23 protein-coding genes are annotated in these 21580 nt (G+C 59.9%); 7 read left to right on the top strand and 16 right to left on the bottom strand.

Features of this window, described 5'->3' with window-relative positions:
- Nucleotides 1-21: 21 nt before the first annotated feature.
- The 5 genes from AF71_RS10350 to AF71_RS10330 form a co-directional block, all read right to left on the bottom strand.
- The gene (locus AF71_RS10350) at nucleotides 22-654 is read right to left on the bottom strand and encodes a hypothetical protein (RefSeq protein WP_169681242.1); all 633 of its coding nucleotides are present in this window, start codon (nucleotides 652-654) and stop codon (nucleotides 22-24) included.
- Nucleotides 655-683: 29 nt separating this feature from the next.
- Nucleotides 684-2078: a selenium-binding family protein gene (locus tag AF71_RS10345; RefSeq protein WP_169681240.1), complete on the bottom strand. Its 1395-nt coding sequence runs from the start codon at nucleotides 2076-2078 to the stop codon at nucleotides 684-686.
- 233 nt (nucleotides 2079-2311) lie between these two features.
- Nucleotides 2312-3097 carry an anti-sigma factor gene (locus AF71_RS10340; protein WP_169681238.1) on the bottom strand — a complete coding sequence of 262 codons (786 nt, stop codon included), beginning with the start codon at nucleotides 3095-3097 and terminating at the stop codon, nucleotides 2312-2314.
- On the bottom strand, nucleotides 3094-3699 hold the full coding sequence (locus AF71_RS10335) for an RNA polymerase sigma factor (RefSeq protein WP_025659483.1): 606 nt from the start codon (nucleotides 3697-3699) through the stop codon (nucleotides 3094-3096). Before AF71_RS10335 ends, AF71_RS10340 begins: the two co-directional genes overlap by 4 nt.
- A gap of 51 nt (nucleotides 3700-3750) precedes the next feature.
- Entirely contained in the window at nucleotides 3751-4341 is a 591-nt protein-coding gene (locus AF71_RS10330) for a tetratricopeptide repeat protein (RefSeq protein WP_018856866.1), read from the bottom strand.
- Between the two features lie 164 nt (nucleotides 4342-4505).
- On the opposite strand from AF71_RS10330, the gene AF71_RS10325 reads away from it, so the two are divergent.
- The 4 genes from AF71_RS10325 to AF71_RS10310 all read left to right on the top strand — a co-directional run bounded on the left by AF71_RS10325 (nucleotide 4506) and on the right by AF71_RS10310 (nucleotide 8732).
- Nucleotides 4506-5558, top strand: coding sequence for a type III polyketide synthase (locus AF71_RS10325; protein WP_169681235.1), 1053 nt, complete (start codon nucleotides 4506-4508; stop codon nucleotides 5556-5558).
- The gene (locus AF71_RS10320; RefSeq protein ID WP_112667597.1) at nucleotides 5555-6058 is read left to right on the top strand and encodes an isoprenylcysteine carboxylmethyltransferase family protein; all 504 of its coding nucleotides are present in this window, start codon (nucleotides 5555-5557) and stop codon (nucleotides 6056-6058) included. The genes AF71_RS10325 and AF71_RS10320 overlap by 4 nt, the downstream gene beginning before the upstream one ends.
- Before the next feature lie 74 nt (nucleotides 6059-6132).
- On the top strand, nucleotides 6133-7380 hold the full coding sequence (locus tag AF71_RS10315) for an FAD-binding oxidoreductase (RefSeq protein WP_025659486.1): 1248 nt from the start codon (nucleotides 6133-6135) through the stop codon (nucleotides 7378-7380).
- Nucleotides 7381-7511: 131 nt separating this feature from the next.
- Entirely contained in the window at nucleotides 7512-8732 is a 1221-nt protein-coding gene (locus AF71_RS10310; protein ID WP_169681234.1) for a YeeE/YedE family protein, read from the top strand.
- Here the strand turns inward: AF71_RS10310 and AF71_RS10305 are convergent.
- From AF71_RS10305 to AF71_RS10270, 8 genes are all read right to left on the bottom strand, one after another.
- Nucleotides 8729-9262: a gluconokinase gene (locus AF71_RS10305; protein ID WP_169681232.1), complete on the bottom strand. Its 534-nt coding sequence runs from the start codon at nucleotides 9260-9262 to the stop codon at nucleotides 8729-8731. The two genes, AF71_RS10310 and AF71_RS10305, sit on opposite strands and share 4 nt — an antisense overlap.
- 52 nt (nucleotides 9263-9314) lie before the next feature.
- Nucleotides 9315-10154 carry a dipeptide ABC transporter ATP-binding protein gene (locus AF71_RS10300; RefSeq protein ID WP_018856860.1) on the bottom strand — a complete coding sequence of 280 codons (840 nt, stop codon included), beginning with the start codon at nucleotides 10152-10154 and terminating at the stop codon, nucleotides 9315-9317.
- Complete coding sequence (locus tag AF71_RS10295; RefSeq protein ID WP_169681230.1) at nucleotides 10151-10987, bottom strand: ABC transporter ATP-binding protein; 837 nt, start codon at nucleotides 10985-10987, stop codon at nucleotides 10151-10153. Before AF71_RS10295 ends, AF71_RS10300 begins: the two co-directional genes overlap by 4 nt.
- 1 nt (nucleotide 10988) lies before the next feature.
- Nucleotides 10989-11879: an ABC transporter permease subunit gene (locus AF71_RS10290; RefSeq protein WP_018856858.1), complete on the bottom strand. Its 891-nt coding sequence runs from the start codon at nucleotides 11877-11879 to the stop codon at nucleotides 10989-10991.
- A gap of 9 nt (nucleotides 11880-11888) precedes the next feature.
- On the bottom strand, nucleotides 11889-12893 hold the full coding sequence (locus AF71_RS10285) for an ABC transporter permease subunit (RefSeq protein WP_016552833.1): 1005 nt from the start codon (nucleotides 12891-12893) through the stop codon (nucleotides 11889-11891).
- 90 nt (nucleotides 12894-12983) lie between these two features.
- The gene (locus AF71_RS10280) at nucleotides 12984-14579 is read right to left on the bottom strand and encodes an ABC transporter substrate-binding protein (protein WP_018856857.1); all 1596 of its coding nucleotides are present in this window, start codon (nucleotides 14577-14579) and stop codon (nucleotides 12984-12986) included.
- A gap of 332 nt (nucleotides 14580-14911) precedes the next feature.
- A complete protein-coding gene (gene rirA, locus AF71_RS10275) occupies nucleotides 14912-15394 on the bottom strand; it encodes an iron-responsive transcriptional regulator RirA (RefSeq protein WP_018856856.1) in 483 nt (160 codons plus the stop codon).
- 229 nt (nucleotides 15395-15623) lie between these two features.
- Complete coding sequence (locus AF71_RS10270) at nucleotides 15624-17120, bottom strand: CoA-acylating methylmalonate-semialdehyde dehydrogenase (RefSeq protein ID WP_018856855.1); 1497 nt, start codon at nucleotides 17118-17120, stop codon at nucleotides 15624-15626.
- Between the two features lie 192 nt (nucleotides 17121-17312).
- Between AF71_RS10270 and AF71_RS10265 the strand changes: the two genes are divergently transcribed.
- Nucleotides 17313-17627, top strand: coding sequence for a putative quinol monooxygenase (locus AF71_RS10265; protein ID WP_169681228.1), 315 nt, complete (start codon nucleotides 17313-17315; stop codon nucleotides 17625-17627).
- Nucleotides 17624-18505, top strand: coding sequence for a LysR family transcriptional regulator (locus AF71_RS10260; protein WP_025659491.1), 882 nt, complete (start codon nucleotides 17624-17626; stop codon nucleotides 18503-18505). The genes AF71_RS10265 and AF71_RS10260 overlap by 4 nt, the downstream gene beginning before the upstream one ends.
- Nucleotides 18506-18526: 21 nt before the next feature.
- Here the strand turns inward: AF71_RS10260 and AF71_RS10255 are convergent, their stop codons facing one another.
- The 3 genes from AF71_RS10255 to AF71_RS10245 form a co-directional block, all read right to left on the bottom strand.
- Nucleotides 18527-18994: a DUF4174 domain-containing protein gene (locus AF71_RS10255; protein WP_018856852.1), complete on the bottom strand. Its 468-nt coding sequence runs from the start codon at nucleotides 18992-18994 to the stop codon at nucleotides 18527-18529.
- Between the two features lie 64 nt (nucleotides 18995-19058).
- Nucleotides 19059-19523, bottom strand: a complete 465-nt coding sequence (locus AF71_RS10250) for a hypothetical protein (RefSeq protein ID WP_169681225.1) — start codon at nucleotides 19521-19523, stop codon at nucleotides 19059-19061.
- 243 nt (nucleotides 19524-19766) lie between these two features.
- A complete protein-coding gene (locus tag AF71_RS10245) occupies nucleotides 19767-20012 on the bottom strand; it encodes a helix-turn-helix transcriptional regulator (protein ID WP_018856850.1) in 246 nt (81 codons plus the stop codon).
- Nucleotides 20013-20594: 582 nt separating this feature from the next.
- Here AF71_RS10245 and ppk2 point away from each other — a divergent pair.
- Entirely contained in the window at nucleotides 20595-21512 is a 918-nt protein-coding gene (gene ppk2, locus AF71_RS10240; protein ID WP_018856849.1) for a polyphosphate kinase 2, read from the top strand.
- Nucleotides 21513-21580: the final 68 nt, after the last annotated feature.

Raw genomic sequence — 21580 nt, 5'->3', positions numbered from 1 at the left:
GTGTGCCAGGTCTACTCGCCTTCACCTGATGATCAGCAGCCCAACACCGGTGGCGAACAGAACCCCCGTCCACAGCAAGTCGACGTTGATCCAGGCACTGCGCAATATTTCGAGCCCGACCCAGCGATAAACCGTCAGCGCAATGAGGCTTGTGACCGCCAACATTGCGAGCGTGTGGACGCCGACTGCGGCAATCGCCATGGCGGCGGAACCGGCGCCGCCAACATTCGGCAATGGCGGCTGGGTCAGACAGAGGGGCATCAGGGCGGGCAGGATCATGAGGCCGGCGCCATGGGCCGTGGCCATCAGGAACGACCAGAGCACAAGGCCGGCGAGTCCCGTCCGCAAGCCGACGCGAACGCGGCGACTGTGCCCGAAGACTTGATGGCAGATCGCCCAGGCAACGAGCGTCACGCCGGTGGCCATGCGCACAGCATCCTGGTTCACGAAAAGGCCGGCGACGACTACAGCTCCGGCCACCAACGCGATGGAGACAGCATGCCCGAGGGCAATGGCGGGTACGGCCTGAACCACCGCCGTGAAACTCTGCCGGTGAACGCCGAGCGCAACGGCAAACAGCCACCCCATCGCGGGATTGAGACCGTGAAAGGCGCCCAGTCCCGCCAGCAGCATCCAGGGCCAGAGCTCGTTCATCGGCGCCTCGTTTGCCTGATGTCGTTTCCCTAGGGATAACAATAGGAATCCGACGAGCAGTCTCCACCTTGCAGGCGGACCTGATGCGGACGGTGTGACTTGGGCCATTCGACGAAGAATTTCTCGTCGAAGGCAATGCCACCTTCCGGCTTCGCATCGAGCTTCACCATCCAGCCCGTTATGCCATCGGGATAGAACTGCTCATCGATCGCCCCGTAAAGCGAGTTGGTGAAGTAGATGCGACGACCATCGCGGCTGATCTCGACCATCTGCGGGCCCCCGTTCAGCGCGCCATTCTCGGCCCCTGGGTGCGACGCACGCGAAACGATACCGCCAATGCGGACCTTGCCGGTCAGCTTCGGTTTGAACGGATCTGATACATCGTACTGAAGGAGATCGCCGGTTCCCCAGCAGGACACGTAGAGAAATCTGTCATCCATCGAGAGATCGATGTCGGTGACAAGCGGCGGCACGGCCTTGAAACCCTTGAGCATTGGCGGCAGTTGGTCGGCATCGGCGGGCTCCGCCGGAATGTCGATCACCTTTGTCACCCCCCATTTTTCACCGTCACGGTGCCAGACCCAAATCGAGGAGGAGAGATCCTCTAGGCTGAGCACGCAGTTGACAAAGCCATAGGCTTTCGTCGGGTCGTGCGCGGGCCTGAGCTCGAATACGAGCTGGTACTTGTCGCCGAAATCGATCGTCTGCAGGTGCTTGCGTGTGTGCAGATCCCAGAAATGCAGACGGCGTCCGTATTTCGCGCCGAGCAGGATGTCGGGGACGAGCCCGTTTTCGAAGGTATCGGGCGTGCCCCACTCGCTGGTAACGAGCGTGTCGTGGCCAAGGTGCCACCATACGTCATAGGAGAGCTGTTGCTCTCCCCGATCTATCTCCCACTGTCCGCGGACCTCGAAAGTCCTGTGATCAATCAGAAAAATCCCGCCTGGGGCCTTGCCTTCGGCATTGCCCAACGCGGCCACATAGATGCCCTCGGGGCCGCAATGGATGGTGTGCGGCCGGGAATAGCCGGCTCGTTCGGCCACGTCCGCGGGCTCAATCACCTTGACGATCTGAGGATTTTTGCCGTCCGGCTTGGTGTCGATGATATGGATTCGGGAAGATTTCAGTCCCGGCACGACCAGATAGCGGCGTTCAGCGTGCGGGTGCGGCGCGTTTGGGCACAGACAGGACGAACAGGCATTCCAGCCGAAATGATGCAGTTCGTCACCGACATTAGGCATCGCGAGCTTGTTTATGATCTGCCCGTAACTGGCCGATGTCGGATCGACATCGACGACAGCAAGTTCATCGGGAACCGCTCGCGTTGGATCGAAGGCGACGACATAGGCAAACGTCTCTGGCGCCGCCTTCATGGCCATGCGTGGCGACGGATAAAAGCTCGGATCAGGTTTCCACGTTTCCATGTGAATTGCTCCTGGCTAGCGTGTGCTGAACAGTGAAAAATGCTCGCTAAATGCTTGCCGACAGCCGACTCACGCTGCGGATGGGGCGGGTCCAAGGACGTTCAAGGGATACCAATTCGAACCGGCCACGCGAGCCGTAGAGGTCATCCTCCCCACGCAACTATCTCAAAAAATCGCGGGATTGGGCAGTCCTTTTTTTCATAGCCGCTCTCGCCGCCACTCCGCCTCAGACCTCATGCAGTCCTTTTGCGGACATCCTCCGCCAGTTCCTGCATCCGGTCGATCGGAATGCGTCCGATCAGCATGAAGGCGTGCGTTTCGTTCGACCAGTAGACGACATTCATGCCGCGTCGGCCTTCGACGTCGGGATCCTGCTTTCCGACGTCCGAGCGAACGATGCAGAGTGCCAGCGGCCCCGTCTCCGGGTCCAGATAGGCAATCTGTGCGAGCGGCTTTTCGTCGTATTGCAGCAACTGGGCGCGCTTGAACTCGATGCCGGGCAGCGACACCGCTTCGGGTGACAGGGAGATGCCAAGTTTGTCGACGAGCCTGGCGAGCTGGGCTGCCTGCGCTTCGCCTGACGGCGACGGGCCGGCCAGGGTATCGACAGTGTAGAGGGCGAGGTATTCGGCAACGACGGCGCGCCATTCGCTGCTTTCATCAGGAGCATCAACGCGATTGCGGATGCTGATGAAGGCCCGGTCAGCCACAATTCCGGCGACGAGGCAGGCTGCAAGCGCACCAAGGAAACCGCGGCGACCGAAGCGTTCGGGAGCCGGCTTCGCGTCGGCCGGCGTACCGAGCAAGGTGTCGAGCCTTGCCTTCGGAGCTTCGGCAAGCAGCGGCTCGAAGGCTTGCTTGAAGGGGAGACTGCTCCGCGACAACAACTCCAGCCTCGCGGCCGCACGCGCGTTCGAGTCGAGAAGCGCCTTGATGCGCGAGACCTCCGTATCCGACAGCTCACCGTCGATATAGGCCGTCAACTCCTCATCGGAGAGGATTTGGTTCTTGTCGTTCATGTAACCCCCTCTCCCGAGACACTGGCGGCTATCTTGGCGCGCGCGGCGGCAAGGCGGCTCATCACGGTGCCGATCGGGATATCCAATACGCTTGCGACCTCCTTGTAGGAAAGACCTTCCACATAGGCGAGAAAGACCGCTGCACGCTGCGCATCCGGCAGCGCATTGACCAGCCGCAGAACCTGGTTTGCCATGAGATGGGTTTCCGCGTCGCGGGCGCCATCGACAACAAGGGCCTCGTCTGCATCGACGAAGCCCTGACCGAGGCGCACGCGTTGCGACCGGATCTCGTTCAACCAAATGGAATGAAGGATGGAGAACAGCCAGCGGTCCAGCCGCGTTCCCGTCTCGAACTGCTCGACGCGCTCCAGAGCGCGAACACAGGTCTGTTGCACGAGATCGTCGGCAACGTCGCGGCGATGCGAGAGCACAAGGCCATAGCGCCACAGCCGCAGCAGATTGTCCGCCAGGCCACTTTTGATATCGGCTTCGCTTGCGATGAGAGCCTCCGCCACGATTTTTCCTTCCAAAGCCGCCGGTTGCACCGACGGCTCTGGTACTGCGCGACTATAGGCAGGAAATGTGGTGTACGCGACCGGCATTGGAAGGTTCCTATTCAACCGTGGTTGCGCATTCCCGCTGTTCTTCAATGGTCAAGGCTTGAGGATCGCTTCGTTCAGATCGCGATACGCCTCGCAATCGGTGCCGCAGATCGTTTTGATTGTTTCCAGCTGCTCCTTGGCAAGATCGAGCCGACCCTTGATGACGTAGGCTTCGCCGAGATATTCACGAACCTGCGCGTATTTGGGATCAAGCTCAACGGACTTCAGGTAGTAGGAAATGCCTTCATCCGTGCGGCCGAGCTTGCGGGTGGCGTAGCCGCGATAGTTCAGAGCCTCGGCGGTATTCGGATCCTTCAGCGTATCGAGTATGGCGAGCGCTTCTTCATAGCGTCCGGCCTTTGCCAGCGAATAGGCGTAGTCCGTGCGGTTTTCTTCCGTCACGTTGGCGCTGCTCTGTTTGACGCACCTCTTCGTCCTCTTGTCGTACATCTGGCCCTTCTTGCAGGTCGGCATGGTGCTTTCGCTGCTCCTCCCTCCGGAGCCGCTGGACCCGCTGGATCCGCTACTGCTGCCGCCGCTGCTGCTGCCGCCGCCAATCGAAAATGCGGGCGTGGAGAGTGCAAACGCGGCAATGCAGCCGCCGACCAGGATGGAAGCAATACGAACAGTCGCGATCGTCATGGGATATCTCCTACGAAAATGACGTTGGCGGCGAATGAACACCGTTGACTGGCACTTTATTCGATTGCGTGTTCTTCTTTTTTGCACCTTGCGATCTCGGTGCGGGCGAATAAATGCGGGCCTGACGTGTTAGCCGCTCACGCGCCGGGCAAAAGGAGCATCCCGTGAGTGATACCGTAAAACTGTTGAGTCTTGCCGTCGCGACGCCGGAGCACGTCATCACGCAAAAGGAGGCGGCGGAAACCTCTGCGCGCCTGTTTTCGTCCCGCTTCAAGGATTTTTCGCATTTGGCAAGCGTCTTCGAGAATGCCGGCATCAAGAGACGTTATGCCGCCCGTCCGCTGGAATGGTTCATCGAGCCGCACGGTTGGCAAGACAGAATGGAGGCTTATGGCGAAGTCGCGCGCAGCCTGTTTTTCGAGACGGCCACCCATGCACTCAAGCAGGCCGGTCTAAAGGGATGCGACGTCGACTGCATCGTCACCATCTCGTCCACGGGCATTGCTACACCGAGCCTCGATGCACAGCTCGCAGAGAAAATGGGCTTCCGCTCGGACATCGAACGCGTTCCCGTTTTCGGACTCGGCTGCGCAGCAGGTGTTTCTGGGTTCGCCATCGCCTCGCGATTTGCCCGCGATCGGCCGGGCGCAACGGTGCTTTTCGTGGCAATAGAACTTTGCACTCTGGCTTTCCGGCTGGACGAGCTGACGCGCGCAAACATCATCGCCACGGCACTTTTCGGCGATGGCGCGGCCGCCTGCATTCTCCGGGCGGGGCGAGGGGGTAAGGCCGAAGTCGAGTCGACGGGGGAGCATCTTTTCCCCGATACGCTCGGTATCATGGGCTGGAAGATCGACGACACCGGCTTCGGCGTGGTTCTCGCTCAATCGCTACCGCCCTTTGCCGAGACGGAACTCGGCCCGGCCGTCGACGGGATATTGGCGAGAAACGGTCTCTCTCGTCGCGATATAGGTCGCTTCATCTGCCATCCCGGCGGCGCGAGGGTGCTTATGGCCCTGGAGAGCGCGCTGTCGCTAGAATCGGGAACCCTGGATCACGAGCGCGCGGTGCTTGCGGAATACGGAAACATGTCCTCGCCGACGATCCTCTTCGTGCTGGAGCGCGCCTTGAAGGAGGGATTGCCGGAACGCAGCGCGATGGTCGCCCTAGGACCGGGTTTCTCCGCCAGCTGCGTGACCTTGAAGAGAGCCGCATGATGTGGCCCTCCCTTGCACTGCTCGCCTTCGTGACCGCACAGCGCCTCGCGGAACTCGCCCTTGCCCGCCACAATACGCGGGTGCTTCTAAACAGCGGCGCGAAAGAGGTCGCGCCGCAGCACTATCCTTTCATGGTAGCGCTGCACGGCTGTTGGATAGCCGGATTATGGCTGCTGGCGATCGGTCGTCCGGTCGACGCAATCTGGTTTGCCGTCTTCATGGTTTTGCAGGCTGGCCGGCTCTGGGTCATCGGCACGCTCAAGGGGCGGTGGACAACACGCATCATCGTTCTCCCGGGCGCTCCGCTCGTCAGCAGCGGACCCTACCGATTCATGGCTCATCCGAACTATGTCATCGTGGCTGGCGAAATCGCCGTCCTTCCGCTTGCCTTCGGGATGCCCCTCTACGCGGCGACATTTTCAGTGCTGAACGCGGCCGTACTTTACGTCCGCATCAAAGCCGAAAACGAGGCACTCAGAACGACAATGTTTTTGAAATAAAACGACATTTTTCGTTTGCGTGCAGCCTGCCGTAGTTGCATTTTCATTGCTTGGAACAGTTGGAATGCACGGCAATGACAAAGAATGCAATTGTACTGGGCGCCGGTATCGTCGGCGTGTCGACGGCCATTCATCTGCAGCGCAGGGGTCGGCAGGTGACGCTGATCGACCGCAAGGCCCCAGGCAAGGAGACCTCGTTCGGGAATGCCGGGCTCATTCAACGCGAAGGCGTCGTGCCGTACGGTTTTCCGCAGCAACTCGGGCTTCTGATCCGCTACGCTTTCAACAACCGGATCGACGCTCACTACCACCTCAAGGCGCTGCCCGGACAGCTCGCCTTCCTTGCGCGCTACTGGTGGAATTCCGGCGCGAAACGCCATGAGATGATCTCCCGCGCCTATGCCCCGCTGATCGAGCACTCGATCTCGGAGCACAATGATCTGATCGAAGCGTCCAATGCACAGCACTTGATTCGCAAGAACGGCTGGATGGAGATTTTCCGCACGGCTGGCCGGCGCGACGCGGAATTTGCCGAGGCAGAGCGCCTTAGAGCCGAGTTCGGCGTCATGCACGAGCAGTTGGACGCCGCAGCCGTCGCGCGGCTGGAGCCTCATATCAAGGGAGATTTCGTCGGCGGCCTGCGGTGGCGCGATCCTTGGTCCGTACTCGATCCGCACGGTTTGACGATGGCCTACCGCACCTACTTCGAGAGTCTGGGCGGAAGGTGTGTCACTGGCGACGCCAATTCGCTCGGTCGCTCCGGCTCGAGCTGGCGGGTGGTCACCAGCGAGGGGGCTCTGGACGCGGAAGATGCGGTTTTGGCGCTCGGCCCCTGGGCTGCTGTTGCAACACGTCGGCTCGGCTATGCCTTCCCCCTCGGCGTCAAGCGAGGCTATCACATGCATTATGCCGCGGCAGGCGATGCGACCCTCAACAACTGGACGCTCGATGCCGAGCGCGGTTATTTCCTCGCACCTATGAGCCGGGGCATCCGGCTGACAACAGGTGCGGAATTCGCGGCACTCGATGCGCCGAAGACACCGGTGCAGCTCGATCGCGCCGAGAAGGTGGCACGCACAGTCTTTCCGCTCGGCGAGCGGCTCGATCCGGAGCCGTGGATGGGCGCCCGACCGTGCACGCCCGACATGATGCCTATCATCGGCAAGGCGCCCCGGCACGACGGGCTGTGGTTCGCATTCGGCCACGCTCATCACGGGTTGACGCTCGGGCCTGTCACCGGCCGCGCCCTGGCGGAAGCGATCACCGGCGAGGCACCGTTCATCGATATTTCGGCCTATTCGCCGCAGCGCTTCAACCCATAAGCAACGCGCGCATACCAAACAGGCTCATAGAAGGACAACAATCCGCCAGACCGGCGGAAAGGAGGACCTGATTCCTCCAACGTTTACGCCGAGTTGCCTATAAGACGAGGGAAACTCTCAGGAAATCCAACATGTCTATTGCCTCCTCCCCCGCCCTCGAGACACGGCAGCCCCCGCTCGGCACGCCGGGTCTCGGCGCGCTCGTCGTTTTTGTCCTCGGCACACTACTGCTCGGCTACTATTACGGCCCGGCTCAGGGCGCACTGTTCCTTGTCGGCGGCGCCCTCGGCATTGCCCTCTATCACGCCGCCTTCGGCTTCACCTCCGCATGGCGCGTCTTCATCATGGATGGTCGCGGACGCGGCCTGCGCGTGCAGATGATCCTGCTGGCGATCGCCGTCGTGCTGTTCTTTCCGTTCCTGGCGAGCGGCACGCTGTTCGGTCATGAGGTCAAGGGTTCGGTGTCGCCCGCAGGCATCGGCGTGCTCGTCGGCGCCTTCATGTTCGGGATCGGCATGCAGCTCGGCGGCGGCTGCGCTTCCGGTACGCTGTTTACCGCCGGCGGCGGAAATGCGCGGATGCTCATCACCCTGTTCTTCTTTATCGTCGGCTCGGTGCTCGGCACCGTGAATTTCGACTGGTGGGTGAGCCTACCGTCACTTCCACCGACCTCGCTGGTACAGAGCTTCGGCGCCATCGGCGGCATCGCGGTCTCGCTGATCATCTTTGCAGCGATCGCCGCACTGACTGTTGTCGTCGAGAAGCGCTGGCACCGCTCGCTCGAAAAGGAAGCGCCCTCCCCGCGCCGCGGCTTTTCGCGTTTCCTGCGCGGACCGTGGCCGCTTGTCCTCGGCGCCGTTGCCCTTGCCTTGCTGAACTTCGTGACTCTGTCGATCGCCGGTCGCCCCTGGGGCATCACCTCGGCTTTTGCACTTTGGGGCGCCAAGGGCGCACAGATCATCGGCATTGACCCGACCGCCTGGGCTTATTGGCAGACGCCCGCCAATGCCAAGGCGCTGGCCGACAGCGTCTTTGCGGATATCACCTCCGTCATGGATTTCGGCATCATTGCAGGTGCAATGCTCGCCTCGTCGCTCGCCGGTCGATTGGCACCGAGCTGGGATATTCCGCTGCGTTCGGTTCTAGCTGCTGTGATCGGCGGCCTGCGGCTCGGATACGGCGCACGCATCGCCTACGGTTGTAACATCGGCGCCTATTTCTCCGGCATCTCGTCGGGCAGCCTGCATGGCTATCTCTGGGCCGTGGCCGCATTTGCCGGCAATGTCATCGGCGTTCGCCTGCGGCCCTATTTCTTCTTCGAGAAGAAGGTCCTGCTGCGGACCGACGGCTAAACAACGCCCAAAGACTTGAGATCGCGGAGCGCCGTTTCCGCCATCCCTTTGATTGTATTGTCGATATCGACGGTCACGACGCCGAGCTCGCCGGTCGGCACTTCGAGTGTCGCGAGTTGGCTTTCCAGCAAGGATGCAGGCATGAAGTGACCCTTGCGCTCACCCATCCGCTTCGTGAGCAGCTCCTTCGAGCCTGACAGATAGACAAAACAGAGTTTTCCATTCACCGCCTTGCGCAGCCGGTCGCGATAGATGCGCTTCAACGCCGAGCAGGAAACGATGACGCCCTGCCCACGATCAAGCGACGCTTTCATTGTCTGACCGATGAGGTCGAGCCAAGGCATCCGGTCGTCATCCGTCAAGGGAATGCCCTTCGACATCTTCTCGACATTCGATGCAGGATGCAGCTGGTCGCCCTCGACAAATTGCATGCCGAGGGCGTCCGAAATCTTCAGGCCGATCGAGGACTTGCCGCAACCACTGACCCCCATGACGATGATGGCGTAAGGGGTTCCGTTGGTCTTTGGCATTGCTTGTCTCTCTCAGCGTTCCGGCACTCCCGGGGACGGGAGAACGACTACCTTATGAAGCAGCGAGTGTCGCACTCTTGCGCGCAAGGCGAGCCTTGATGGTGTCAACATCCGCGCGCGGCGTGGCCGCAAACAAGGTCTTCGTATAGCTGTGCTGCGGATCGTTGAAAACCTGATCCCGCGCGCCATACTCCACAGCTTCACCGAAATACATCACCATGACGTCGTCGGCCATATAGCGGACGACCGAGAGATCGTGGCTGATGAAGACATATGTGAGGTTCAGCTCGTCCTGCAAATCCGCGAGCAGATTGAGAACTTGAGCCTGGACCGAAAGGTCGAGTGCAGACACCGGCTCATCGAGAACCAGAAGCCGCGGCTTCAGCATCAAAGCGCGGGCGATCGCGATACGCTGGCGCTGGCCGCCGGAGAACATGTGCGGATAGCGATTGAAATGGATCTCCTGCAGGCCGACCTTCTTGAGCATCGCCATCGCCAATTCGCGCCGCTCAGCGGCGGCCGTATCGGTGTTGATGATCAGGGGCTCCATCAGGATGTCGCCGATCTTCTTGCGCGGGTTCAGCGAGCCGTAGGGGTTCTGGAAGACAATCTGCACCTTGCGGCGAATTTCCGGTGTCAGATCGCCTGCAGCGATATCGATCTTCTTGCCGTCGATGAAGAGATCGCCACCGCTCGCCGGATCGATCATCGTGACGATGCGGGCGAGCGTCGACTTGCCGCAACCGCTTTCGCCGACGATCGCCAGCGTCTTGCCCTGCTCTACCTTGAAGCTCACACCCTTGACGGCGTGTACGGTTCTCTCCTTCTTGAAGAGACCGCCCGGCAGATAATAGTTGCGGACAATGTTCTTTGCTTCGAGGACGGGCGTCATTGGGCCGCTCCCTTGAAAATTTCGCCGATGGTCGGCAGTCGATCACCGGTGGCATTTTCCGGCAGGGCGGCAAGCAGCGCTCTCGTGTAATCGCTCTTGGGCGACTCGAAGAGCGACAGGACGTCGGCCTCTTCCATCTTGCGGCCCTTATACTGCACGATCACGCGATCGGCTGTCTCGGCGACAACGCCCATGTTGTGCGTGATCATGATCAGGCCCATGCCGTGCTCCGTCTGCAGCCGCATCAGGAGATCGAGGATCTGCTTCTGAATGGTGACGTCGAGCGCAGTGGTCGGCTCATCGGCAATCAAGAGCTTCGGATTGCAGGCGATTGCGATGGCGATCATGACGCGCTGGCACTGACCACCCGACATCTGGTGCGGGAAATGGCCGAGGCGCTCGGCAGGATTGGGAATACCAACGGCCTCGAACAGCTCGATGGCGCGCTTGCGCCGTGCAGCCTTGTCCAGCCCCAGATGGATTCGCAGAACTTCTTCGATCTGGAAGCCGACGGTAAAACAGGGATTGAGGCTGGCGATCGGCTCCTGGAAGATCATCGACATATCCTTGCCAATGATCTTGCGCCGCTCGCTCGCCGACATGCCAAGCAGGTTGCGGCCGTCGAAGACCATCTTGTCGGCCGTTACCTTTGCCGTCCAGGGCAGAAGGCCCATCGCCGCGAGCATGGAGACCGACTTGCCGGATCCGGATTCTCCGACGATTGCCAGGACTTCACCCGCATCCACCTTGAGCGACACGCCATCAACTGCGCGAAACGGGCCCGTGGACGTCTGAAACTCAACGGCGAGATTTTCGATTTCAAGAAGTGCCATATCAGGACCTCTTCAGCTTGGGGTCGAGCGCATCGCGCAGGCCGTCGCCCATCAGATTGATGGCAAGAACGGTGATCAGGATGCAAAGACCCGGGAAAGTGACGAGCCACGGGGAGCTCTGGAAGAATTCGCGCGCATCGGCAAGCATCGTGCCCCACTCCGATGTCGGAGGCTGGGCGCCCATGCCGAGGAAGCCGAGGGCTGCGGCATCAAGGATCGCGGCGGAGAATGCGAGCGTTGCCTGAACGATCAGCGGAGCCAGGCAGTTCGGCAGGATCGTCTTGAACATCAGACGGAAGGTGCCGGCGCCCGCGACGCGCGACGCTACGACATATTCCTTTTCGCGTTCGCTGATGACGGCGGCGCGCGTCAGTCGCACGAAATGCGGCTGGTTGACGATCGAGATGGCGATCATGGCATTGAGCAGGCCCGGTCCCAGAACGGCGACCAGCACGAGGGCCAGCAGCAGCGAAGGGAATGCCAGGATGATATCCATGACGCGCATGATGAAGGTGTCGACGCGGCCGCGGAAATAGCCTGCAACGAGGCCGAGCAGCACGCCGGCGACAGCCGACAGCGAGGCGACGACGAGGCCGATGAACAGCGAGAAGCGCGTGCCATAGATGAGGCGCGACAGCATATCGCGACCGACGGCATCCGTTCCGAGCAGGAACATCGGATTGCCCTTGTCCGACCAAACCGGCGGGACGCGCTGCATGCCGTCGAAAGGAACGTTCGGATCATGCGGGGCAATCAACGGCGCGAAGATCGCTGTCAAAAGCACGAGCAGGAAGATGCCGAAGCCGATGACGGCACCCTTGTTGCGAGAGAAATAGTACCAGAACTCAGAGAGCGCTGACGGCTGGGTCGACTTGGTGGTTATCGCACTCATAAGCCGCTCCTAGTGACGAATACGTGGGTTGATCAGACCGTACATGAGGTCGACGATCAGATTGACGATCATGATGATGCCGGCGATGAGCAGCAGGCCACCTTGAACGACGGTGTAGTCGCGCTTGAAGACCGCATCGACCATCCACTTGCCGATACCAGGCCAGGAGAAGATCGTTTCTGTCAGGATCGCGCCGCCGAGCAACACGCCGACCTGCAGACCAATCGACGTCACGACCGGGATCATCGCGTTGCGAAGCGCGTGCAGGCCAACGACGCGGATGGGGGCGAGACCCTTGGAGCGCGCGGTGCGAACATAATCTTCGCCGAGCACTTCCAGCATGGCCGAGCGCGTCTGTCGCGCGATGACCGCAAGCGGAATGGTGCCGAGAACGATCGTCGGCAGAATGAGCGAGACGAACGCCGACTTGAATGCACCGGCCTGGCCGGAGAGCAGGCTGTCGATCAGCATGAAGCCGGTGACCGGCTTGAAGAAATACATCAGCGAAATGCGGCCGGACACGGGTGTCCAATGCAGCGTGTTCGAGAAGAGAACGATGAGCAGCAGGCCCCACCAGAAGATCGGCATCGAGTAGCCGACGAGGGCAACGCCCATCACGCTCTGGTCGAACCAGGTTCCTCGCTTGACCGCGGCGAAGACGCCGGCGGGAATGCCAAGCACGATGGCAAAAATGATCGCACAAAGCGAAAGCTCAAGCGTCGCCGGAAAGAGCGAGCCGAACTCCTGCAGAACCGGGCGCTTGGTAACGATCGACGAGCCCAGATCACCCTGCACCACGTTACCGAGGTAATCCAGGTATTGAACATAGACGGGTCGATCGAGGCCGAGATCATGCATGACCTGGGCATGGCGTTCCGGCGCCATCACGCGCTCGCCCGACATCAGCATGACCGGGTCACCGGGCAGCAGGCGGATGAACGAGAAGGCGATGAGTGAAACGCCGATGAAGGTTGGGATCAGGATCGCGAGGCGTCCGATGAGAAATCGCAACATTGGCAAGTGTCCATAGTGTTCCGGCGGTCAGGTATCAAACCTGACCGCCGGCCAAGCCCGGGATTGCCGGGCATCTTTGCATAATTTTGATTACTCGGCGATATCAACGCCGTCGAAACGGTGAACACCAACCGGATCCTGCACGTAGCCGGAAACCTTGGCGCTCATCGGTACGAATTCCGTGGAGTGATCGATCGTCGCCCACGGAGCTTCCTTCTTGAAGACGACCTGCGCCTGTTCGTAGAGCTTGGTGCGCTCTGCGACGTCAGCGGTCTTCTTGGCCTTCTTCACGAGATCGTCGAATTCCTTGTTGCACCACTGTGCACGGTTGTTGCCGCCGACGGCTTCGCAGCCGAGCAGGGTGTCAAGGAAGTTGTCCGGGTCGCCGTTATCGCCGGTCCAGCCGAGGATCGCAGCGCCGTCACGGGCCTTGTCCTTGGAGAGCTTGAGGTATTCAGCCCATTCGTGGGTGACGATGTCGACCTTGACGCCGACCTTGGCAAGGTCAGCCTGCATCAGTTCAGCGGCGCGACGTGCGTTCAGCATGTATGGACGCGAAACCGGCATAGCCCAGATCTTCATGCTGAGATCCTTGACGCCAGCCTTTTCGAGCATCTTCTTTGCTTCGTCCGGGTTGTATACGTCATCCTTGATGTCGTCGTTATACGACCACATCGTCGGCGGGATCGGGTTCTTGGCAACCTGGCCAGCACCCTGGAAGACGGCCTGCACAATCGCCTGCTTGTTGATCGCCATGTTCAGCGCCTTGCGCACTTCGGCCTTGTCGAACGGAGCCTGGAGCGTGTTGTACGCGAGATAGGAAACGTTCAGGCCTGGCTGTTCCAGAACCTTCAGGTTCGAGTCCGTCTGCAGGTCCTTGATGTCAGCCGCGTTCGGATACGGCATGATGTGGCATTCGCCGGCCTTCAGCTTCTGAGCGCGGACGGAAGCGTCCGGGGTGATCGCGAACACGAGATCGTCGATCTTTTCCTTGCCCTTGAAGTAGGTTTCGTTGGCCTTGTAGCGGATGACAGCATCCGGCTGGTAGGCAACGAAGGTGTACGGACCGGTGCCGAGCGGCATCTGGTTCATCTGTTCCATCTTGCCGTCAGCCTGCAGCTTGTCAGCATATTCCTTCGACAGGACGGACGCGAAGTCCATTGCCAGGTCGGCGAGGAACGGTGCTTCCGGATGGTTCAGGGTGAACTTGACGGTCAGGTCGTCGACCTTCTCGACGGACTTGATGAGTTCCGGGAAGCCCATGCCCGCGGCATATTCGTATGAAACGCCGGCAACGTACTTGGCCCAGGGGCCGTCAGCCTTCAGCTGGCGCTCGAACGAGAAGACGACGTCGTCAGCGTTCAGATCGCGGCTCGGCGTGAAGAATTCGGTCGTCTGGAACTTGACGCCCGGACGCAGCTTGAAGGTGTAGACCGTACCGTCGTCGGAAACCGTCCAGCTTTCGGCCAGGCCCGGCTCAATTTCGGTCTTGCCATGTTGGAACTCGACGAGACGGCTGTAAACCGTACGCGAGGAGGCATCGAAGGTGGTGCCTGCGGTATAAATGCCCGGATCGAAGCCTTCCGGCGACCCTTCAGAGCAGTAAACGAGCGTTTTAGACCAGGCTGCGGATGCCATGGCCGAAGCCAGGACCGTCGCGGCCAGCAAGACAGACATCTTTTTCATGATATCGTTTCCCAGGTTTGTTCTTTTATTTGAGATCCCGGGGAACCCGGAATGACGGCAGATGGAACGACATTTGTTTGCTGAAATCAACGACCGAAGTGGAAAATTCTTCCAGATGGGCAACTTTAGTAATTTTCCGCCAAAAATGGGCCGCACTTAGAAATAAACGGACTGAATAAACGTGATTCTTGTCGCATTTGGTATAATTTCGCGCCAGCTGCGACCTTTTCACACACGCGTCACGCGAAACTCCCGACAAAAAACTCCCCTAGAACGGAACGGCCGCGGCATTTGACACTGCCGCGGCCGGATCAAAATTTCGTCATCGCCGATCAGGCAGCGGGTGCCACGACGGGGGATTTGCGGCGTTCGTGCTCGCCGGTCAGGCCCAGCAGGAAGTTGATCTGCGGCCGCGCCTTGACGAGGTCGTCAATCGAATATTGCGCCAGCACGTCGAAGAAAGCGTTCAGGGCCTTGCGCAAGGCGGAGTTCAAACCGCAGCTGTCGACAAGCGGGCATTCGACCATGCCGTCATCCTCGAAACACTCTGCCATTGCAAAACTGTCTTCCGTGACGCGAACCACGTCGAAGAGGCTGATGTCTTTCGCAGGCTTGCCGAGCCGAACGCCACCGTTGCGACCGCGAACCGTCTCGACCAACCCTGCCTTGTTCAGAGGCTGCAGGATCTTGAACAGAAAGAGTTCGGAAACACCGTATGCCTTGGCAATCTCCGGAATCCGGCTCAGCTGCCCCTCATTGGCAGCACAATACATCAACATGCGAACCGCATAGTTGGTCTGCTTGGTCAAACGCATGCCGATCTCCAGAATCGTCAGTTACACGTGGTCTATATAGTGGCTTTGCTAGTTTTGAACAATTCCAAAATATGAAAATCATAATCATCTTATGTGAGACGGATTGCCGCGACGTTATTTGGTCCGGAACCCGGGATCATGTCACGCGAGACTTTCGGTGACGGCCAGAACCACGTTCAACGCAAATTGGGGGCCGAAGCCCCCAACTCAATAACGTCGTTCGTTCGTCTTACTTCATCGTCGGCATGACGAATTCGGCGCCGTCCTTGATGCCCGAGGGCCAGCGGGCGGTAATCGTCTTCGTCTTGGTCCAGAACTTGATCGAGTCCGAACCATGCTGGTTGAGGTCACCGAAGCTCGAGGCCTTCCAGCCGCCGAAGGAATGATAGGCCAGAGGAACCGGGATCGGGACGTTGATGCCGATCATGCCGATGTTGATGCGCGAGGCGAAGTCACGGGCGGCATCGCCGTCGCGGGTGTAGATCGCGACACCGTTGCCGTATTCGTGCTTCATCGGCAGGTCGAGCGCTTCCTCGTAGTTCTTGGCACGGACGACGGAGAGAACGGGCCCGAAGATCTCCGTCTTGTAGATATCCATGTCCGGCGTGACATGATCGAACAGCGTACCGCCGACGAAATATCCGTCTTCATAACCCTGCAGCTTGAAGCCGCGGCCATCGACGACGAGCTTTGCACCCTGCTCGACGCCACGATCGATCAGTCCGTTGACGCGGGCGTAGGCTTCCTTGGTAACGAGCGGACCCATATCGGCCTTCTCGTCCGTGTAGGGGCCGATACGCAGCGATTCGATCTTCGGCGTCAGCTTCTCGACGAGGCGATTGGCGGTTTCCTCGCCGACCGGGACGGCGACCGAGATCGCCATACAGCGTTCGCCGGCAGAGCCGTAACCTGCGCCCATCAGTGCGTTGACGGCCTGGTCCATGTCTGCATCAGGCATGATGATCATGTGGTTCTTCGCGCCGCCGAAGCACTGGGCGCGCTTGCCGTTCATGGCGGCCGTTCCGTAGACGTAGCGGGCAATCGGCGTGGAGCCGACGAAGGAGACCGCGCCAATATCCGGATCCGTCAGGATAGCGTCGACGGCAGCCTTGTCGCCATTGACGACATTGAGGATGCCTGCCGGGAGGCCTGCTTCGATCATGAGTTCGGCGAGACGCAGCGGCACGGACGGGTCGCGCTCGGACGGCTTCAGGATGAAGGCGTTGCCGCAGGCTATTGCCGGCGCAAACATCCACATCGGGATCATGGCCGGGAAGTTGAACGGGGTGATGCCCGCACCGATGCCGACCGCCTGGCGCATGGAGTACATGTCGATTGCCGGGCCGGCGCCTTCCGTGAATTCGCCCTTCTGCAGATGCGGAATACCACAGACGAATTCGCAGACCTCAAGACCACGAACGATGTCGCCCTTGGAATCTTCGACTGTCTTGCCGTGCTCGGTCGAGAGGAGGACAGCGAGTTCATCCATGTGCTTGTTCAGCAATTCGACGAACTTGAAGAAGACGCGGGCGCGGCGCTGCGGGTTCGTCGCCGCCCACTTTGGCTGAGCGGCCTTGGCGTTCTCGACTGCGGCGCGCAGTTCCTCGACATTTGCCAGCGCCACAGTGGCCTGGACTTCGCCGGTTGCCGGGTTGAAGACGTTGCTGGTGCGGCCGCTGGTGCCGGCGACGTGCTTACCGCCGATGAAATGACCGATCTCACGCATGGATGTGCCTCCTCCTGTTTTTGGATGCCGAAACAATCACACTTCAATTTGCACAAATCAATGCGCTGAGATAAGCAACCGTTGTGCGTAAATTGAAGCCCAGCTGATCGAGCTGATGCTTCTCTCAAGGTCCACGCAGGACTCCGCTAGACTACCACGGTCGATGCAAACTGAAGAGGAGATAGTGCTTCGATGAGCAGGAAACTGGTTGTCAGAATGGCCGAGCTCGAAATCGATCCCGACAAGCTTGAAATCTATCGCCTTCTGTTGACCGAGGAGATCGAGGCCTCTGTCGCACTGGAGCCCGGCGTTCTGTCGCTGAACGCCGTTTCCCTCAAGGACAGTCCGCAAAAGATCCGTATCCTCGAGGTCTATGCGAACCAGGCAGCCTACGAAGCGCACCTGCAGACACCGCATTTCCTCAAATACAAGAACAGAACCGCGGGAATGGTGAAGTCCCTGACGCTCATCGACGTCGACCCGATCATGATGCGTGGCAAGCCATGAACTGGGACGATGTCCGCATTTTCCTGGCCGTGGCCCGCACCGGGCAGATCCTTGCCGCCTCGAAACGTCTGGGGCTCAACCATGCCACCCTCTCTCGACGGCTCACCTCGTTGGAAGAGGCGCTGAAGAGCCGCCTCTTCGTCCGCCGCACAAATGGCTGCGAGCTGACGGCCGAGGGCGAGGTTTTCCTCGCCTCTGCGGAGCGGATGGAAACCGAAATGCTGTCCGTGCAGGCAAATCTTGGCCGTACCGATACGGCAATCGCCGGGACGGTGCGGGTGGGAGCGCCCGACGGTTTCGGCGTTTCCTTTCTCGCGCCCCGCATGGGTCGACTGATCGAGCGTCATCCGGAACTGAAGATCCAGCTTGTGCCGGTGCCGCGATCATTCTCGCTTTCACAGCGTGAGGCGGATATCGCCATCACGCTGGAGCGGCCCGAACAAGGCCGGCTCGTGTCGGCCAAGCTCACCGACTACACGCTCGGCCTTTATGCATCACGAAGCTATGCCGAACTTAATGGCCAGCCCGCCAACGTCGAGGCACTGAAACAGCACCGGCGGATCGGCTATGTTGAGGACCTGATCTTTTCCCAATCGCTGAACTTCACCGGCGAGGTGATGCGGAACTGGAACGCCGCCTTCGAGATTTCTTCGGCGACGGGGCAGACAGAAGCCGTGCTTTCCGGCGCCGGGATCGGCATCCTGCACGACTATATTGCCCGGCAGAATCTCGAACTCGTGCGCATCCTGCCCGATATCTCGATCCGGCGAGCGTACTGGACGACGTTTCATGAAAGCGCACGCGAACTCGTGCGGGTGCGTACCGTTTCCGATTTCCTGCAGGAACTCGTGGCCGCCGAGCGCCACATATTCCTGTAACATCGGGTCAGCGCGGCAGGGTCAGTCGCGCTTCTCAGATTCTTCGCTCGTCTGCTGCTTCTCTGCCGCAACTTCGGCAGCGCGCACCGGCATGCTGTCGATGATCGCAAACAGTTCGGCGCTGGTGACCGGCTCGCTCACCTTGAGCTTTACCGTTCCATCCTTGCCGACGAGAAAGGCTGCGAACTCTCCGGCAGTCGGATCACCCAAATCGCGGGCAATCGCCGCAGCGTCCAGCTTTTCGCCAGCGCCGAAAAGCTCCCTGACACTGCCGCCGACGATCTTGAGAATGACCATATCGCGGTCCTGCAAGGCATCGCGATCGGCAAGCAACTGGTTTTCCTGGCGAGCAGCCCGCGCGTTTCCCTTGTCTGCAAAGATGACAAGGACACGGTTCCGCCACTGGAATTGCTCAAGGCTCGCAATGGCGGAATAGGCTTCGTTGCCTTCATCCACCTTGGTCGCGCCATATAGAAGCGTCTTCGACATGCGCATTTCTCCTATCGACTAGAACGTCCAAGGAGCGAGCGCGGTTCCATCCCCAATCGATCGCTTAGCTGCGCCAGGATTTTCGCGACTGCCACAAGGCGCCGAACAGGATGAGCAACAGCGGAACGCTGCCATAGGACAAGGAGACTTGCGCCAACTGATCCAGTCTCTGGGGAGGTGCATCAACCGCGATCGGATTGCGTATAAGGCTCGCGCTGAGACTATAGGCAGCGCGCGAGACGGCCGCGACCGCGATGATCAATCCGGCCATGTCGATGAAGCGCGAATGTGCCCGCATGCTATCGATGACAACGGTAGAAAGGCCGCACAGAAAGGCCACCAGCAGCAGATAGGCCGCCCCACCCAGCAACCGGAAATCCCCGAGAACGATATCGTCCGACTCGCTGACCAAGCTGACTTTCAGGACTGGGAGCAAGACCGCAAGAATGGCAAGGAGGGCAAGCGCGCTACGCTTGATGAGCTCGTTCAAATCAATCCGCGTGGCGCCAATGCGTCGAGCCCGGCTCATTGCCCTCTCCTCTATACACAAAACCGTCGAAGTGCACAGGCACCCGGCTCGTTCGAGGGCGGACATTTGCGATGAAGTTGCTAACGCACCGGACAATCAGCGGCGGTAAAATTACCCTTCGCGAGCAAGAGCGTTCAGCGGTTCGGAGGAGATGGTTAAGAAAAGATGAAGGGCGGTGTTACAGGCGTTTTTGGGAGAGGCAAGGCCAGGCGGGCGACTGCCTGCCCGGCCCTGAGGTCATTATCACATCGGAGCAAACGATGAGAGCGGCACCTGCAATGCAGAGGCGATCCGCTTGAGCTTGGCGGGATCAGCATCCTCACCACTCTCGATTTCCTCAATCTCATTAACAACCAGGCCACAAGTCACTGCGAGGTCGTCGAGGCTATAGCCTACGGCCTCTCGAGCGGCACGTACAGCAGCGGCTACATTCACGGCCGAAACGGCGGTAGCCTTGGATGCATCCAGATTGCTGAGCGAAATGGACATTTACGTCTCCTTCTGAAATCACTCTGAATTAACCCCCGACCGGAAAATGACACCCCCGATCACGATTTGCAATGCAGTACGGTTAATCCGTGATCAACGAGAGCGCGGCAACGGAGCCTCGGGCAAGTGGGCAAAATCTGATTGCCCCTTGTTAGCAAAGCACATTTTCCTGACCGCCTCGCCGGCCACATGGACGTTGCCACCTGTTGAAAAAACGTCTCGCACGCGGCGATTTGTCACCTATTCTTAGGCATGGGCGCATGTTTCGGGCGAATCATTTGCGGCCGAAACTGGGCAAATGAGACGACAAAGGCCGGGAGACGAGTTCTTGATGAAAGCGCATCCGCGGTTCATGTGACACCGCCCCTAGGTTACTGCCCGGCCCTCATTCACTCGGCGGGCGCACGCAAAAAGCGACCACTCTTCGAACGCAGCAAAGCCCACGTCGAGTGTCACAGGAGGTTCATTCTAAGGGAATAAATCCGACTAAGGATCTGCTGGAAGATGACGACTGTTCAGAGACATCGTCGCCATGCCGCCACGTTTCAAACCGCGCCACGAACGCATCGAGGGTGAACGCCTATGAACAACATATCCGACATCAACCAGTCCGATTGGCTCGAAGCCGAACTGGCCGACACCATCGATGAGGACTACGAGCTGGAACTCTCGGAGCCGGCGCTGTCAGACGCGATCCGCAAAATCTATCGCAACGCCCATCCAGCATCGATCCCGCGGCTCGACTATTTTCGCGCGCTGCTTTCGCTGCAGGCGGAGTTGATCAAGCTTCAGGATTGGGTGGTCTATAATAAGGAGAAGGTCGTCGTGATCTTCGAGGGTCGCGACTCCGCCGGAAAGGGCGGCGTGATCAAGCGCATCACGCAACGCCTCAATCCGCGCGTTGTCCGCGCCGTCGCCCTGCCCGCGCCTTCCGACCGCGAGAAGACTCAGTGGTACTTCCAGCGCTATGTCCCGCATCTGCCTGCCGGGGGCGAAATCGTTCTTTTCGACCGCTCCTGGTACAATCGCTCGGGCGTGGAGCGGGTGATGGGCTTTGCGAGCGAGGACCAGGTCGAGGAGTTCTTCAACGACGTGCCGGAATTCGAACGCATGCTCGTTCGCTCAGGCATCCGGCTTGTCAAATACTGGTTCTCGATCACCGATGAAGAGCAGCAGATGCGCTTCCTCGTGCGCATCCACGACCCGCTGAAGCAGTGGAAGCTTTCGCCGATGGACCTGCAATCGCGCGTCCGCTGGGAAGGCTATACCAAGGCGAAGGAAGAGACCTTCGCGCGCACCAACATTCCGGAAGCCCCGTGGCATATCGTCGAAGGCAACGACAAGAAGCGGGCACGGCTGAACTGCATCGATCACCTGTTGCGTCAGATCCCTTACACTGAGGTGCCGCACGAGGAGATCACCCTGCCCAACCGCGTCTTCAATCCGGACTACGAGCGCAAGGTGCTGCCGCCAGAACTCTACGTTCCATCGAAGTATTGATTGGTATGCGCTTGGGGGGAACGGGGCATTCGCCTTGTCCCCACTCGCGCGGCAGGCGAAGCGGTGCT

It is taken from the genome of Rhizobium sp. 57MFTsu3.2, assembly GCF_012932765.1.
GTDB lineage: Bacteria > Pseudomonadota > Alphaproteobacteria > Rhizobiales > Rhizobiaceae > Rhizobium > Rhizobium altiplani.
This window is presented reverse-complemented; position numbering and strand designations above follow the sequence as displayed.